The organism is Rhodococcus sp. DK176 (assembly GCF_038447315.2).
Classification (GTDB): Bacteria; Actinomycetota; Actinomycetes; order Mycobacteriales; family Mycobacteriaceae; genus Rhodococcus_F; species Rhodococcus_F jostii_A.
The window spans coordinates 3,800,498-3,815,300 of record NZ_CP118321.2; the positions used below are offsets into that span (position 1 = coordinate 3,800,498).

The 14,803-nt window shown below is 68.2% G+C and carries 14 protein-coding genes; 8 read left to right on the forward strand and 6 right to left on the reverse strand.

Annotated features, from left to right (window positions below; genetic code table 11):
- A complete protein-coding gene (locus PSR88_RS17920; RefSeq protein ID WP_016884799.1) occupies positions 1–1,233 on the reverse strand; it encodes a glycosyltransferase in 1,233 nt (410 codons plus the stop codon).
- A 498-nt stretch (positions 1,234–1,731) separates the two neighbouring features.
- Between PSR88_RS17920 and PSR88_RS17925 the strand changes: the two genes are divergently transcribed.
- Together PSR88_RS17925 and PSR88_RS17930 are read left to right on the forward strand one after the other, a co-directional pair.
- Positions 1,732–2,346 (forward strand): DUF1345 domain-containing protein, encoded by a 615-nt coding sequence (locus tag PSR88_RS17925; RefSeq protein WP_016884798.1) that lies wholly within the window; start codon positions 1,732–1,734, stop codon positions 2,344–2,346.
- Between the two features lie 106 nt (positions 2,347–2,452).
- Positions 2,453–3,718 (forward strand): hypothetical protein, encoded by a 1,266-nt coding sequence (locus tag PSR88_RS17930; RefSeq protein WP_016884797.1) that lies wholly within the window; start codon positions 2,453–2,455, stop codon positions 3,716–3,718.
- A gap of 15 nt (positions 3,719–3,733) precedes the next feature.
- Here PSR88_RS17930 and PSR88_RS17935 read toward each other — a convergent pair whose 3' ends face one another.
- Both PSR88_RS17935 and speB read right to left on the reverse strand, forming a co-directional pair.
- Positions 3,734–4,480 (reverse strand): glycoside hydrolase family 25 protein, encoded by a 747-nt coding sequence (locus tag PSR88_RS17935; RefSeq protein ID WP_016884796.1) that lies wholly within the window; start codon positions 4,478–4,480, stop codon positions 3,734–3,736.
- Positions 4,481–4,527: 47 nt separating this feature from the next.
- Positions 4,528–5,565 carry an agmatinase gene (speB, locus tag PSR88_RS17940; RefSeq protein WP_011596149.1) on the reverse strand — a complete coding sequence of 346 codons (1,038 nt, stop codon included), beginning with the start codon at positions 5,563–5,565 and terminating at the stop codon, positions 4,528–4,530.
- A gap of 108 nt (positions 5,566–5,673) precedes the next feature.
- Between speB and PSR88_RS17945 the strand changes: the two genes are divergently transcribed.
- The 5 genes from PSR88_RS17945 (at position 5,674) to PSR88_RS17965 (ending at position 12,058) form a co-directional block, all read left to right on the forward strand.
- Positions 5,674–6,294 carry a helix-turn-helix domain-containing protein gene (locus tag PSR88_RS17945; RefSeq protein WP_011596150.1) on the forward strand — a complete coding sequence of 207 codons (621 nt, stop codon included), beginning with the start codon at positions 5,674–5,676 and terminating at the stop codon, positions 6,292–6,294.
- Positions 6,295–6,387: 93 nt separating this feature from the next.
- The gene (locus tag PSR88_RS17950; protein ID WP_016884795.1) at positions 6,388–7,845 is read left to right on the forward strand and encodes an amino acid permease; all 1,458 of its coding nucleotides are present in this window, start codon (positions 6,388–6,390) and stop codon (positions 7,843–7,845) included.
- Positions 7,842–8,642 (forward strand): carbon-nitrogen hydrolase family protein, encoded by an 801-nt coding sequence (locus PSR88_RS17955; RefSeq protein ID WP_016884794.1) that lies wholly within the window; start codon positions 7,842–7,844, stop codon positions 8,640–8,642. Before PSR88_RS17950 ends, PSR88_RS17955 begins: the two co-directional genes overlap by 4 nt.
- Positions 8,639–10,327: a flavin monoamine oxidase family protein gene (locus tag PSR88_RS17960; protein WP_011596153.1), complete on the forward strand. Its 1,689-nt coding sequence runs from the start codon at positions 8,639–8,641 to the stop codon at positions 10,325–10,327. Before PSR88_RS17955 ends, PSR88_RS17960 begins: the two co-directional genes overlap by 4 nt.
- A 126-nt stretch (positions 10,328–10,453) precedes the next feature.
- Positions 10,454–12,058 (forward strand): transposase, encoded by a 1,605-nt coding sequence (locus PSR88_RS17965; RefSeq protein ID WP_342338179.1) that lies wholly within the window; start codon positions 10,454–10,456, stop codon positions 12,056–12,058.
- Between the two features lie 117 nt (positions 12,059–12,175).
- Here PSR88_RS17965 and ggh read toward each other — a convergent pair whose 3' ends face one another.
- The 3 genes from ggh to PSR88_RS17980 all read right to left on the reverse strand — a co-directional run bounded on the left by ggh (position 12,176) and on the right by PSR88_RS17980 (position 14,386).
- On the reverse strand, positions 12,176–13,513 hold the full coding sequence (ggh, locus tag PSR88_RS17970; protein ID WP_029539757.1) for a glucosylglycerate hydrolase: 1,338 nt from the start codon (positions 13,511–13,513) through the stop codon (positions 12,176–12,178).
- Between the two features lie 46 nt (positions 13,514–13,559).
- Positions 13,560–13,958, reverse strand: coding sequence for a hypothetical protein (locus tag PSR88_RS17975; protein WP_016884793.1), 399 nt, complete (start codon positions 13,956–13,958; stop codon positions 13,560–13,562).
- A 149-nt stretch (positions 13,959–14,107) separates the two neighbouring features.
- A complete protein-coding gene (locus tag PSR88_RS17980; RefSeq protein ID WP_016884792.1) occupies positions 14,108–14,386 on the reverse strand; it encodes a hypothetical protein in 279 nt (92 codons plus the stop codon).
- Positions 14,387–14,561: 175 nt separating this feature from the next.
- On the opposite strand from PSR88_RS17980, the gene PSR88_RS17985 reads away from it, so the two are divergent.
- Positions 14,562–14,768, forward strand: a complete 207-nt coding sequence (locus PSR88_RS17985; RefSeq protein WP_020476871.1) for a heavy-metal-associated domain-containing protein — start codon at positions 14,562–14,564, stop codon at positions 14,766–14,768.
- Positions 14,769–14,803 lie beyond the last annotated feature (35 nt).

The window sequence follows — 14,803 nt, forward strand, 5'->3', positions numbered from 1 at the left end:
TCAGCAACTCCGATCCGAGGTTCGGACGATCGTGTCGAGCAGCAACGTCGCGGCGACCGCTGCACCGTCGGTGCGGATCGTGCCCGCCACGGCGGCCGCGCGTGCTCCGGTCTCGGGGGTCAAGGCCGCCGTGAGCGCGGCCGACAGGGTCTCGACGGCCGGAACCGGACCGTCGTGCGCCGCGCCGATGCCCAAGTCGGCTACCCGACCGGCCCAGTAGGGCTGGTCCGCCATCTGCGGCACCACCACCTGAGGCGCGCCGGCCCGGGTGGCCGTCGTCGTCGTCCCGGCGCCGCCGTGATGCACGACAGCGGCCACGCGCCGGAACAGTGCCTGCTGGTTGACCTCGCCGACGGCGAAACAGTCGTCCACGTCGTCGATCAGGGCCAGGTCGGCCCAGCCGCGCCCGACGAGTACGCGGCGGCCCTGCGCGCGGACCGCCTCGATGGCCACCGAGGCGGCGTCCGTCGCCGCGTGCAAAGGCATGCTGCCGAAGCCCACGTACACCGGTGGTGTGCCTGCGTTCAGGAACGTCATCAACTCGGCAGGGAGTGGACGGTGGTCGGCCAGGATCCACGCGCCGGTCTGTACGACGTCGAGGTCCGGTGTCTCCTGCCACGGATCCAGGGTCGGGTCGGTCGCCAGCCACGGCCGGTCGCCGATGACGTAGTCGCGAACGTTGCCCACCGGGGGCAGGCCGATCGACGCCCTGTTGGTGTCCAGCGCCTCCCCGAACAGCGCATCGATGCTCTGAGCGTCCAGGTCCCACAGCACCCGGTTGTCCGTCACGTCCGGCGGGAATGCCCGGCCCGGATACGCGAGCGGCGGGCGATGCGGCGACGGCAGGGTCAGCTGCTGGAACGTCACGGACACGGAGCGGATGCCCAGCTTCTCGGCCATCGACAGTGCACCGGCAGCGGCCGGCATCGCGCCGGTCGCCACCAACGCGTCGCATCCCTCGGCCGCCGCGGTGACCGCGTCGAACTGGCCGGCGATCAACTCGGCCGCGCGCCGGGGCAGGTCCGCCGCCGACGGCGCGGCCGTCGTCAGCGCGCGCGCCGACCGGCCGACAGGCACCATCGACACACCGACCCCGGCCAGCCGCTGCGCGAAGTCCTCGTCCGGCGGCGCGCACACCCGCACCTCCGCGCCGAGTGCCTGCAACTGCACCACGAGACCCACCAACGGTTCGACGTCCCCACGCGACCCATACGTCGACAACAACACACGCACTCGCGACTCCTATTTCTGCAGGTTCTGGCTTCGGCCGGTAATTCTGCGGCACGACCCGGGCCTTGCCGCAAGCCCTGGGGTGCGCTATAAATTGAAAGTGGAAAGGGGTTGGTACTCCTCTCCAGTTCCTGGTCCGATTCGGGCAAGCCCCAAGGCATCGTCGGCCCGTCGTGGATCGAATGCGTTCGCCCACAATCGAGCTCACCGATCACGGTAACGCCATCCGGTGACGGCACTTGGCGGGATAGACTTCTCGGCACACGCCGCTGGTACGCCCTGGCCTGTCGTCCGCCCTCGCGGACGCTCTGTGTCAACACTCAGGAGGTCGCAGATGACTCCGCAATCGTGCGACGACCTGACCGTCGCCACCCGGCGTAGGGAGCGCCGATGGTGACGGCTCACCCGATCCCGTCTCGGGTGATGCCGCACCGGCCTCGACGCCTCCTGCAAGAGGCATAGGCATTGCACGTACCTCTCCCGACCTCCGCCATCCCGAGAGTGGCCGCCGCGGTGGTGGTCGGTGTCGCGGCGGGCTTCATCGGCGGCCTGGTGATCACAGCCGCGTTGGGGGCTCTCGTCGGCATCGCCGCTGCTGCCGCCGTGTTCGTCGTCTCCGGTTGGGCGGTGTTGTGGCCGATGGATGCGGCGGCGACTCGCCGCAACGTGGGACGCGAGGATTTTCGTCCGATAGTCGACGAATTGGTCGTGGTGACAGCGGCTTCGGGAGGTCTCGGAGCAATCGTCGCACTGCAGGTGGCCGGCGGATCCTCGGCGGGAACCGCGCACGCCGCCGTGGCCCTGATCGGGGTCTTCCTGGCGTGGGCTTCGCTGCACCTGATGTATGCGGCCCGATACGCCTTTCTGTACTACGAGGGATCGGGTCCTGAAAAATCAATGGGTGGTATCGATTTCAATTCCAGCGCCCCGCCCGCGTTTCGCGACTTCTTCTACTTCAGTTACAACCTCGGGATGACCTACCAGGTATCCGATACCGACGTCTCGAGCCCGGAGATCCGGGCGGTGGCGCTCCGGCACTGCCTGTTGTCCTACGTTTTCGGTGCAGTCATCCTCGCGACGACGATCAACCTGGTCGCCGGGATCCTCACCAGGTGAAGACTCGGATTCTCGTACTGATTTCAGGGCTCGCGAGAACCGAGCATCCTGCCTGGTCCCCGGTGTTAATGTTGATCTACTCGGCCACACCGAAAGGTGCACCTCGATGAGAAGATTCACTCGAAGAGTCGGTGGAACCATCGTGGCGCTGACGCTTACCGCCGCGGCATTCGTCGTGTCACCACCACCGGTGTACGGATTCGCCGAGGATATTTGCTACACCGAGGACGGTGCCCCACCGCACAACTGCGCTCCGCTGCCACCCGAATGCCTACTCGACGATCCGAACTCGCCGATCTGTGGCGCCGAGGCGTTCCTCCGCTACGGCTTCACGTTGCGCCGTCCGCTCGGCGGACGGAGTCTCGTGCATTCGCACTCGACGTACATCATCGCCCGCACCGTCGGCTTCTCCGAGCGGGACGCCTACTGGATCGCGGCGTACGACGAGGCGACCGACCTCGGCACGTTCGCCCCACGCGACATCTTCGGCCGGCTCGTCCCGGACGCCGACGCATTGACCACCAAGGACATCAGCGGACTGGTACGCACCCACTTCGCCACCGGCGGGTTCCTCTTCCACTTCCTGCCCACGCTGCGCGGACCGGCGGATCCCCTGCCCAACGGCCTGCAGCCGGATGTCGACGATCCCCGGCACGAGGTCATGCTCACGCACCTGCGGACTTGGGCCCTGGCCGGGCCGGGAAGTGGCGCTCCGTTGTGCACGGGAGGTTTCACGAACCCCTCGGAGAACGGCGACTATGCTACGGGTGCAACGTGTTACGGCGATGCCGATCCCGTGCAGATCAACGGCACGTACAGCCTGGAGACTCCGGCCGCCATACCGTTCACCAACATGACGGGGCAGCAGGTCATCTCCGACACGGTCCTGTCGTCACAATTCGACTCCTGGATCGGCGAGAATTCCTGGAATGCGCGGACCGGCATCTACATTCACGCACTCGGTGACCGCATCTCGCACCACGTCTGCACCGACGCCGGCACGATCACGCCGCCGGGTCCGGCCGGGCCGGACTTCCGGATCGATCTGAACCAGCCCACCTGCGACCAGGGTCCACACGCCGTCCGCCACGAATACGAGACGGGCGTGGACTTCGCCGGGCTGCACCCGGAAGACCGGACCACCGAGGCGGCCCTGTCGATGGTGTACGACGAACTCGTCAACTTCGCGCGGGTGCGCGGAACCCTGGACGATCGCGCCACGGCGCCGTCGACCAAGAATGCACTCCTGACCGACGGCCTCGTGCCTGCGCTCGAGATCCGGGAGCCGGTCGAGCGGTTGACCGCCGTCACCGACGTCGGCTGCCGAGTCGGCGTTCCGGCGTTCCCCGGAAATCCGGCGTGCCGGGATTGATCGCGCCCGACGGCGTCAGCTGCCGAAGGGGGATGCGCTGTTGGAGTACCGCGCGAAGTCGCCCTGCGCCCCGCTGTAGACGTTGAGGTCGACGTCGCCGTTGACGCCGGCGATGCGACCGGTGCTGGTGTACTGCCAGAACGTCCAGTTGCTCCAGCCGCCGGGGAGGGGGCCGGGGGCGTTCTGACCGTTGTAATCGGCGATCCACAGCGGGTAGCCGGCGAACTCGTTGGTGTTCGCCATCGCCGTCCGCCAGAAGTTCGGGTACGTGTAGATGATCGGCTGACGCCCGGTGAGCGATTGGACCGTGTTGAGGTAGCGGTGCGTCCAGTCGATCAACGCCGCGGGCGGCAGCCCACCGGAATGCTCGATGTCGAGGACCGGAGGCATGTCACCCGGACCGTTGATGCCCAGCACCACCGTCGAGTAGAACGCGGCCTGCGCTTCCGGCGACTGGGTGGGGTCGGCGTAGTGGTACGCGCCCCGCGAGACGCCGGCCACCCGCATGGCGAGGCAGTCCTGGACGAAGAACGGATTGACGTAGTTGAGACTCTCGGTGGCCTTGACCATCGCGAAGTCGTGGCCGGCGTTGCGGACGGCGAACCAGTCGATCGGCGACCCACCCGGATGTTGCCACGAGGCCACGTCCGGACCTCTGACAGGTTCGGCGGCAGCATGCCCCGGCACTGCGGCCGCGAGCGCACCGGCGAGCAGTAGTGGTGCGATCTTGGAGAACCTTCGGACCTTCACCCCGATAGCCATGCGCCCGAGGGTAACGTCTTCCCGCTGCCCGCACGTGGCAACGGACGTCACTTCGTCACGTACGCCGCCTGCCGGAGCGTCTCGCCGCGCGCAGCGCGTCCCGGGGCCGACGACGCGTTGATCGCGAGCACCGACAGCAACTCGTACGCGACATGCGCTGCCGCGATGCCGGTGATCTCGGCGTGGTCGTATGCGGGCGCCACCTCCACGATGTCGGCGCCGACCACGTTCAGGCCGACCAGTCCCCGCAGCGTGTTCAGCAACTCGCGGGACGTCATGCCGCCGGCCTCGGGTGTTCCGGTGCCCGGCGCGTGCGCGGGATCGAGGACGTCGATGTCCACGGACACGTAGACCGGTCCGCCGTCGAGCCGTCGACGCATCCGTTCGACGATGCTCGCGACACCGTCCACCTCGTAGTCGTCGGAGCGGATGACCTGGAAGCCGAGAACGGCGTCGTCCTCGAGGTCCTTCTTGCTGTACAGCGGGCCGCGGATACCGATGTGCTGCGAACGCTCGAGGTCGATCAGCCCCTCCTCGCTGGCCCGCCGGAACGGGGTGCCGTGCGTGTAGGGGGCACCGAAGTAGGTGTCCCAAGTGTCGAGGTGCGCGTCGAAGTGCAGCACGGCGATGGGGCCGTGGTCGCGGGCGAGGGACCGCAGGATCGGCAGGGCGATGGTGTGGTCGCCGCCGAGCGTCAGCACGGTGGAACCGTCCTTGCGCAGGTCGGTGACGGCGCCGTCGACGGTGGCCAGGGCTTCCTGGATGTCGAACGGGTTGACGCCGATGTCGCCGAAGTCGGCGACCTGCTGCGCCGCGAAGGGGTGCACGTCGAGTGCGGGGTTGTACGGACGCAGCAGCTTCGATGCGGCGCGGATGTGGCCGGGGCCGAAGCGTGCGCCGGGACGGTAGCTCACGCCGGAGTCGAACGGGACGCCCATCACGGTGACGTCGGCGCGAGACACCTCGTCGAGCCGGGGGAGGCGGGCGAATGTGCTGGGTTCGGCGTAGCGCGGCGTGCGGGTGGCGTCGACGGGGCCTTGGATGCGGGTCGCGTCGATGGGGCCCTGGATGTCGTCTGTACTCATCGGAATCCTTCGGTGTGTGCCGGAGACGTGGCGTCGTCGTATCGTTTCCTTGGAATGCATTCTTGTCAACACCTGTTTCCTATACGAGACACAACGAAGGATCGATGCATGGCGAACGAGCTCGCAACCGAAGGTGCGTCGGGCGTCGACGCGCCCAGAATCGGCCCCCGGCTCAAGGCCGCCCGGCAGGCCCAGCGCCTCACCCTCGACGACCTGGCCGCCAGCTGCGGCATCACCAAGGGCTACCTGTCGAAGATCGAGCGGGACCACGCGAGCGCATCCGTCGCCACGCTGGTGCGGATCTGCGCCGCACTGAACATTCCCGTCGGGTCGCTGTTCGAGAGCTCCGCCGCAGGTGAGGTGGTACGAGCCGACAACTACCCGCCGATCAGTTTCGGCGGGGAGCGCATGGCCGAGTTCCTGCTGACCCCGTTCGGCGAGCGCCGCATCCAGTCGCTCCTGAGCCGAATCGAGCCCGGCGGCGGGAGCGGCTCGGAAACGTACGAGCTTCCGGTCGACGTCGCCTTCGTCTACGTCGTCTCCGGCCGGATCTGCATTTCCTTCAACGGTCCAGGGGCCGGGGAGGACGTGTCGCTCGCGACCGGGGACGCGTTCACCTTCTCGCCCCAGTTGCCGCACAGCTTCCGCGCGCTCGGCGACGACACCGCGACGGTCCTGTGGATTCTGACCCCCGCACTACCGGACGACGTCCGGCCCACCTCCCGCTAGGAAACCGTCAAGCGGTTTAGGAAACATGTGTTGACAGTCACGGCTTGCCCGTTCATTGTTGTCCACATCACTCCACCGCTCAGGAGCTCAACGTTGGACATCACCAAGATTTCTCCGCGCCCGCCGGGACTGGCCGGCGCACTGCGCGCCCGCAAATCGGTCGACGCGATCGTGGCGCGCAACGACCAGGAACCCGGTCACGGCCTCAAGCGGTCGATGGGCCTGGTGCACCTCACCGCACTGAGCATCGGTGCGTCGCTGGGAACGGGCATCTTCGTCATCCTCGGCGAGGCGACACCCAAAGCCGGCCCCGCCGTCGTCCTCGCCTTCGTGCTCGCGGCATTCACCGCCCTCTTCTCCGCCCTCTCCTACGCGGAACTCGCAGGCAGCATCCCTGTCTCCGGTAGCTCCTACTCGTACACCTACGCGACGATGGGCGAACTCTTCGCGTGGATCTGCGGCTGGTGCCTGATGCTCGAATACGGCGTCTCGGTCGCAGCCGTCGCCGTCGGCTGGGGCGAGTACATCAACGAACTACTCCACGGCATGTTCGGCATCGCACTACCCACCGCGATCAGCGAATCACCGGGCGCGGGCGGCATCGTGAACGTGCCCGCCATCGTCATCGTGCTCGTCGCGGTGGCACTGCTGACCCGGGGAGCTTCCGAGAGCGCCCTGGTGAACACGGTCATGGTCGCCCTCAAGATCCTCGTGCTCGTGTTCTTCTGCGCGGTCGCGTTCACCGCGTTCCGCGCCGGAAACTTCGCACCGTTCATCCCTCTCGGCGCGGCAGGCGTGACGGCCGCGGCCTCCCAGGTGTTCTTCGCCTACATCGGGTTCGACGCCGCGTCGACCGCAGGCGACGAGGCGAAGAACGCGAAACGCGACCTTCCCCGCGCCATCATCCTCTCGCTCCTGATCGTCACGATCCTCTACTGCCTGGTCGCGATCGCCGCCGTCGGCGCGATGCCCTGGCAGGACATCGCGGGCGAGGGCGCCGCACTCGCGACCATCCTGAATGCCGCGACCACCAGCACCTGGCCCGCCATCCTCCTGTCGGCGGGCGCGGTGATCGCCATCGCCAGCGTCGTCCTCGCCGTGATGTACGGGCAGACCCGGATCCTGTACGCGATGTCGCTCGACGGTCTCGTTCCGCGGGTCTTCTCCCGCGTCAACCCGCGCACCCGGGTGCCCGTCGTCAACATCGTCGTCGTCGGCGGTGTCGTGTCCGCGCTCGCCGGCTTCGTGCCGCTGGGCGAACTGGCCGACGCGACGAGTATCGGCTCGCTGTTCGCGTTCATGCTCGTCAACATCGCCGTGATCATCCTGCGCCGGCGCCATCCCGACCTGCACCGCAGCTTCCGGACGCCGCTGTTCCCACTGATGCCGGTTCTCGGCGTCGTGTTCTGCGCGCTGCTGCTGTTCGGCCTCGGCGTCTCGACGTGGGTGGCGTTCGCGCTGTGGATGGCAGTCGGGCTCGCGATCTACTTCGCGTACGGCGTCCGCAAGTCCGAACTCCGCAACAGCCCGGAAGAGGTGACGGCACCATGAGAGCAGCGCTGTTCCAAGGTCCCGAACTGTCCTTCGACGTGGCGGCGAACCTCTCCGCCATCGAGTCGGCCGCGCAGACGGCGGCGGCATCCGGGGCGTCCATCCTGGTCTGCCCGGAGATGGCGGCCACCGGCTACAGCATCGGATCTCTGATCGCGGAGCGGGCCGAACCCGCCGACGGACCGATCGCGACGCGGATCGCGGAGATCGCGCGCGAGTCCGGGATCGCCGTCGTCTACGGATACCCCGAGGCGGACGGGGGCGTCGTCTACAACAGCGTGCAGGTGTTCGACCCGTCCGGGACGCCGCTCGCCAACTACCGCAAGACCCACCTGTTCGGTGAGCTCGACCGCTCGCACTTCGCCGCCGGCGACGAACTGGTGGTCCAGTTCGACCACGCCGGAATCCGGTGCGGAATCCTGATCTGCTACGACGTCGAGTTCCCGGAAGCCGTTCGCGCACATGCCGACCGGGGAACCCAGTGGCTCGTCGTCCCCACCGGCCTGATGAGCCCGTACGAATTCATCGCGGAGAGCGTCGTCCCCACCCGGGCCTACGAGAGTCAGCTGTTCGTCACGTACGTCAACCGGTGCGGCACCGAAGCCGACCTCGACTACTGCGGATCCAGTTGCGCGATCGCGCCCGACGGCACCGAACTCGCCCGCGCCGGCCGCCACGAAGAGCTGGCGATCGTCGACCTCGAACTCGACGTCCTCCACCGATCCCGCCGCGAGAACACCCATCTCGACGACCGACGCGTCGACCTCTACCCCTTCCTGCAGGAGAAGACTTCATGACGATCCCCGTCACTCCGGACAGCACCGCCGCGGACACCGATCCCCGGCCGCTCACCATGTTCGGCCCCGACTTCCCGTTCGCCTACGACGACTACGTCACGCACCGCTCAGGTCTCGGCGCGGTGCCCACCGATCGCCACGGCACCGAGGTGGCAGTCATCGGCGGCGGACTGTCGGGGATGGTCACTGCGTACGAGCTGATGAAACTCGGGCTGAAACCGATTGTCTACGAAGCCGACCAAATCGGTGGCCGGATGCGGTCGCATCCGTTCGACGGGCACCCGGACGTGGTCGCCGAGATGGGCGCGATGCGGTTCCCACCGTCGTCGACCACCCTGTTCCACTACCTCGACGCCATGGGACTGCGGACCGAGGCATTCCCGAACCCGCTCGCCGACAGCACCCCCAGCACGGTCATCGACCTCAAGGGCGAAAGCTACTACGCGCAGCACCTCGACGACCTGCCGCCCGTGTTCCGGGAGGTCTCGGATGCGTGGCAGCGCACGCTCGAGGACCACGCCGAGCTGATTCCGCTCCAGCAAGCGATCCGCGACCGCGACACCGCCGAACTCAAGCGCATCTGGAACGACCTGGTGGTCCGGCTCGACGATCAGACGTTCTACGGCTTCCTCGCCTCGTCGAAGCACTTCGCGTCGTTCCGGCATCGGGAAGTGTTCGGGCAGGTCGGTTTCGGAACGGGCGGCTGGGACACCGACTTCCCCAACTCCATCCTCGAGATCCTGCGCGTCGTCATCACCGCCGCCGACGACCACCACCGCGGCATCGTCGGCGGGTCGCAGCAACTGCCCCTGCGCCTGTGGACCGACACCCCTACGGGGATGGCGCACTGGCCGGACGGCACGTCGGTGCGTGCACTCAACGGCGGAGCCACCCGGCCCCGCGTCACCGAGGTCCGCAGGACCGCACCGCACCAGGTGACGGTCACCGACTCGTCCGGGGAGATCCGCACCTACCCCGCCGCCGTCTTCACGGCGCAGAGCTGGATGCTGCTCAACAACATTCACTGCGACGACGACCTGTTCCCGATCGACCACTGGACCGCCATCGAACGCACCCACTACATGGGGTCGACGAAGGTGTTCGCCCTCGTGGATCGTCCGTTCTGGAAGGACAAGGATCCGGTCACCGGCCGCGATCTCGTCAGCATGACCCTGACGGACCGGATGAGCCGCGGCACCTACCTCCTCGACCACGGCGACGACAAGCCCGGCCTGATCTGCCTGTCCTACACGTGGTCCGACGATTCACTCAAGCTTCTGCCGCTCGATGCGACGGAGCGGATGAACCTCATGATCAAGTCGCTCGAGGAGATCTACCCGGGAGTCGACTTCCGCAGTCACATCATCTCGACCCCGGTCACGCTGTCCTGGGAGACCGAACGCGACTTCATGGGTGCGTTCAAGGCGAACCTCCCCGGCCACTACCGGTACCAGGAACGGCTGTTCAGCCATTTCGTCCAGGACGAACTCCACCCGCGACACCGCGGCATCTTCCTGGCCGGTGACGACATCTCCTGGACAGCGGGCTGGGCGGAGGGCGCCGTGCAGACCGCGCTCAACGCCGTCTGGGGCGTGATGCACCACCTGGGCGGTGCCGCCCCGGCCGACAACCCCGGCCCCGGCGACCGGTACGCCGAACTCGGCCCGATCCGCTTGTGCGACTAGCGCCCGTGAGTACTTATTAACGTCCCGGGGGCTGTTTCAAATTTCCGGGTCGGGGTGTCCGCGTGCCGCGGCGCCCCGACCTGATGTTTCTTGGATAATGTGTTGGTGGCCAAGGGGTATCGACCGGTGAATCGTGATCAGCAGTTTTTGTTGCCGCCGGACATGCGGGAGTGGGTGCCGCCCACGCATCCGGTGTGGACGGTGATCGAGATCGTCGACACCCATCTCGACACCAGTGCCTTTCATGACTCTCGCCGCACCGGGGGTGCCGGGCGCGCCGGGTACGACCCGGACATGCTGGTGACCCTGCTGATCTGGGCGTGGTCGCGGGGGGTGCGGTCGTCGCGGCAGATCGAGCGGGCCTGCTCGGAGGTGGTGTCCTACCGGGTGATCTGTGCCGGCGACACCCCCGATCACGTGACGATCTCACGGTTCCGCAAGGACAACCACACCGCCTGCGAGGCCCTGTTCACGCAGGTCCTGATCCTGGCCGCACGGTTGGGTCTGGGCCGACTCGAGACGATCGCGTTGGACGGGGTGAAGATCGCCTCGAACGCATCGAAGGACGCCAACCGCACCGAGGACGGGCTGCGCCGGGCAGCCGAGGCCGAGGCCGCGCGGATCGCCGCCGCCGCGGTGGCCGCGCACGCCGCCACCGATGACGCCGAGGACGACCTCTACGGCGAGGACGATTCGGGCCCGGGACAGGTGCCGGCGGAGTTGGCCGATCCCAGCACCCGCTCGGCCCGGATCGCCGAGGCATTGGCCCAGCTCGACGCGGAGAAGGACGCCGAACAGTGCGAGCGGGAGGGGAAAGCACAGGACTATCTGGCCCGGCTCGACGCGGGCCAGACGGTGATGGGCCGGGTGCCGGTCGGGGCCGAGGTCGCCGCCGCCGAGCGGCGTCTGGCCGAGGCGGTCGCCGCCCAGCAGGCGGTGATCGAGCGGTTCCAGGGTGGCACCGCGGCCGGGGGCGGGGGCACCCGGTTCGCACCGAAGCCGGTCGACGAGCACCACCTGGTCCGGCGCCGGCGCACCGAACTCGACACCGCCCTCCGCAAACAGGGTGAGCGCGCCGCCGCCGCCGGGCAGCGGCGCCGCAACACCACCGACCCCGACTCGCGGTTGCAGCCGCTGCGCGGCGGCGGCTGGGTGCAGGGCTACAACTGCCAGGCCTTCACCAGCGAGGACGGGTTGATCCTGGCCACCGGGGTCGGGACCGGCCCGGCGGACTACGACTATTTCCCCGAGATGGTCGACAAGGCCGGGGCGGCCGCGCACCTGATCGACGCCACCCGACGTGGGAAGGAACCGACCGGCACGAGCCCGGAGGAGCTGATCGGGGTGATGCTCTTCGACGCCGGCTACTGCTCCCGCGAGAACCTCACCGCGCCGGGCCCGGACCGGTTGATCGCCACCGGCAAATCCCGTCACCTCGAGGCCGCCGCCACCGCTGATCCGGTCACCGGACCGCCACCGCCGCAAGCGGATCCGATCCAGGCCATGACCCACCGGCTGCGCACCGAGGCCGGTATCGCCACCTACCGCAAACGCTCACCCATCGCCGAAACCGTGTTCGGGCACGCCAAACACAACCTCGGATTCCGCCGCTTCACCAGCCGCGGCCTCGACCGCGCCCGCAGCGAATGGGCGTTCCACGCCACCGTGCACAACCTCGGCAAGATCCTCACCCACCTGACCGGAGGCACCCCGCTCCCGGCCACCCCCTGACCCGGCGGGGGCCACCCCCGCACCGGCACCCACCGCGGCACGAGACACCCGCACCCGGACCGCCCTCACTCAATTCCGCAACAGCCCCCCCGCGGTTAATAAGTACTCACGGGGGCCTCAGCCCAACCAGTCCAGAACCGCAGCGGCCGTCCACGACTGCTGCATGCTGCCGAGGGGCTGGCCGGTGAACGGTTCGTAGTATTCGGCGAAGCTGCCGTCGCTCGCCTGCCGCAGCCCCTCGGACCGCAGCAGGTGGGCGCGCTCGGCCCACCCGCGCCGGGCGAACGCCCAGGAGAACAGCCACGTCATCACCGGCCACACCGGACCACGCCAGTACTCGCGCGGACGGAAATCGCCCGACACCGGCGACGTCGACGGCGGCACGGCGTACCGGAGGTCGGGGTGGCCGCAGAATTTCGGCCCCTCGAACGTGCGGAGAAGGGCGCGTTCGGCGTCACGGCTCAGGCCGCCGCACAGCAGGGGCGAGAACATCGCGAGGGTTTCGGTGGAAATCCACCGGCCGCTACGCAGATCGAAATCGCGTGCCGCCCCGGACCGTTGGTCGGTGGTGGTGAGGACACCCTGCCGGAACCGGGCCGCCCACCCGTGCAGTTCCCGGACGTCGGAGTTCGGCATCGAGTGTTCCTCGCCGATGGTCGCGAGCACCTCGCACGCCATCGAGAACACGGCACTGACGAACACGTCCTCCACCGCGAAGCTCATGGCGGTGGCCAGTTCCTCGTCGTCGTAGCGGACGGTCTTCATCTCCTCGAGCAGCCACAGGTAGCGGTCGTATTCACCGTTGGACGGACGCTGTCCGGTGTCGGCGACGTGGGACAGATCCTCGCGCAGATACGTGGGTATCTCCCCGGCCACGACGTTGGCGTACGAGTGGTCCCAGCGCGGCGAGTTGTCCATGCCGGACTCCCAGCCGTGGTACAGCGCGATCCGGCCGTTGCCGTCGAGGTCGCGGGCGTTGGCCAGCCAGCGGTGCCAGCGCACGAGGTCGGGCCAGCGCCGGTCGAGGAACTCCTCGGCGACGGCGCGGGTGCTGCGGCCGTGCCTGCGCGAGTGGTCGAGGATGCGCTGCACCGCGATGGCGTGCACGGGCGGCTGGGTGATCCCCGACGTCTGTGTGCCGCTCGGCGCGTGCGCCGCGAGGGTCCCGCACTCCCAGCGCCCGGGGCCGGGGAAGTATCCGTCGACGCCGTTCGCGAACACGATGTGCGGGATCATCCCGTTCTTCCACTGCGCCGACAGCAGGGTGTCGAGTTCGACGACGGCCCGCTCCACGCTCAGGGGCGCCAATCCGACCGCGACGAACGCCGCGTCCCAACTCCACATGTGCGGGTACAGGCGCGGCGCGGCACTCGTCATCGTGCCGAGGTCGTTGCCGCGAAGCAGGTACGCGGCACGTGCCGCGAGCTGTGTGGGGGTGAATCCGCGGTCCGCCATTGCACCATTCTGCTGCGGGTCGGCCCACATCGCTCGTCGGACGGGTTCAGCCCGCGAATCCGCACAGGGTCAAGGTCGGACGCGAGTTGCGCAGTGGCCGCAGTTCCGACAGCCTGCGCAGCAGGGTCGACCCCCACAGGCCGCGGCCGAGGGGCAGTGTCACCTCGCGGGTGAACGCGAGGTCCGGCACCTGTCCGGGCAGGTCCGCCGCGTCGCCGGCGGAGAGGTGGAACGGCATCGGCGGGACGGTGTAGTCGCCGTGAATCCGCATTCCCTTCTGCGTCCTGCGGCTGAACCATTTCGGTACCGAGTCGAACATCATCCGGCCGCCGGGGAAACGCCGGGCGCAGTCCCCGATCAGGGACAGCGACTCGTCGGCGGGCAGATGCATCAGCAGGCCCTCCGCCGAGACGAACACGGCCCGACCGGTGTCGACGTGGTCCATCCACGAGCGGTCCAGCGGACACGGCGAGTGTGGTGACGTGCGGCTCGTCCGGCAGCAGTTGCCTGCGCAGCGCGGCCACCTCGGGCAGGTCGATCGACACCCACCGGATGTCGGGGTCGCCGATCCGCCAGTAGCTGGTCTGCAATCCTTCAGCGAGGGCGACGACCGTTCCGCCGGGGTGGTCGGCGAGAAACGCCCGTGATGCCGGCGATCGGGAACGAGATCAGCACGGCCGGGCCGGTGACGGAATGCGCGACCGAGCCGGCGAGTGAGAAGACGCCTGCGCCGATGATGCCGCCGACGCCGATCGCGGTGAGTTGCCACAGGCCGAGCGATTTGGTCAGACGCTCGTCGGGCGGAGTGTCGTCCTCGACCTCGGTGAGGGGTTTGCGGCGCAGCATTTGGGTGCGCAACTTGTCCATCGACATTGCCGGGCTCCGCTTCCCAGTGGGGTGAGATGCGGTATCTCACTCAATCACCTTTCGGGGCCCGCGTGGGCGAGGAACACGGTACCGGGTGGCCGCCATCACCCTTGCGAGAATACGGTAGGGGGGTATGGTAGTTCTCAGAGACGACATCGACACCCCGAAGAGAGGCAGACTCGTGAGCACCTCGAGCGTCACCGTCAGCGGCATGACCTGCAACCACTGCGTGTCCTCGGTCACCGAGGAGATCAGCGCACTTCCCGGCGTCACCAACGTCAACGTCGATCTGACCACCGGCAAGGTCGTCATCGACAGCACCACCGACCTCGATCCGAGTGCTGTCGCGGGCGCTGTCGAAGAAGCCGGATATTCCGTCGCCGGCTGAGCCGGCAACTCCGACGCGGCCGGCTGGGCCGGCAC